At 44.4% G+C, this 849-nt stretch carries 1 protein-coding gene; it reads left to right on the top strand.

Features of this window, described 5'->3' with window-relative positions; genetic code table 11:
• Positions 1-324 precede the first annotated feature (324 nt).
• On the top strand, positions 325-849 hold a 525-nt coding region (gene trfA, locus CKO12_RS15515), incomplete at its 3' end, for a plasmid replication initiator TrfA (RefSeq protein ID WP_274599938.1).

Here is an 849-nt window from a genome sequence, read left to right as displayed (position 1 = left end):
TATAAATTGTGATTTTTTTTTGCGATTAAATTTTATTTTTAAATGATTAAAAGAAGATTAGAAGGGTTGCCGTTTTCTTTTTTTTTTCAAAAAATTCAATCGCTTACGCGCTTTTTTTTAAGATTTTTGCAACATGCTGTACCGACTTTTGCAACATGCTATACCGAGTGGGCCAACATGCTGTACCGACTTTTGCAACATGCTGTACCGACTTTTCAATACGCTGTACCGACTTTTGCAACATGCTGTACCGACTTTTACAACATGCTATACCGACTCTTCTGGTATCATTTGAGCTTCCTAATTCCAAATTGAGTGAAACTCATGGCACAAGAACCCGAAGAAATCGACCTGCAAGCGATCATGGCGCGGATGGATGCGCGAGGGCGTGGTGAGAACACCGCCCCACCCCGCCCGGAAGATACACGGGTCGTGCCGCTGCCGATCTGGCCGAAAAATTTCCGAGGAATACCTAATGGCATTCTGCGGTCGGCGCTATTCGGTGCTATCAAACGCGGACGGCGAGCGTTTCAAAATAACCAACGTAAAGCCGCATTAAAAGGGGTGGTGATTAAATTCACTGGACAGCAACTAGATCAGGCTGATCTGGATGTATGGGAATTTTGCTTGCATCGGTGTCGTGAGCGTGGATTAGGAGTGAAAATTGAGTTTCTAACCTACCAATGCTTGCGTGAACTCAATCGGGCTTGCGGTGGGAAAAATGCTGGATGGTTGCGCGGTGCTTTGAATCGCTTGTTGAACGCGACAGTCTCAATTGAGGAGGGGAGATTTCGTTATTCTGATACGTTAATCAAGCATTATTTATATGATGATGACGCCAAGATAAAC

This window comes from Chromatium okenii (assembly GCF_016583745.1).
In the GTDB taxonomy this organism is placed as follows: Bacteria; Pseudomonadota; Gammaproteobacteria; order Chromatiales; family Chromatiaceae; genus Chromatium; species Chromatium okenii.
Note: the sequence above shows the minus strand (reverse complement) of the source record. Positions and strands in the feature narration are given on the sequence as shown.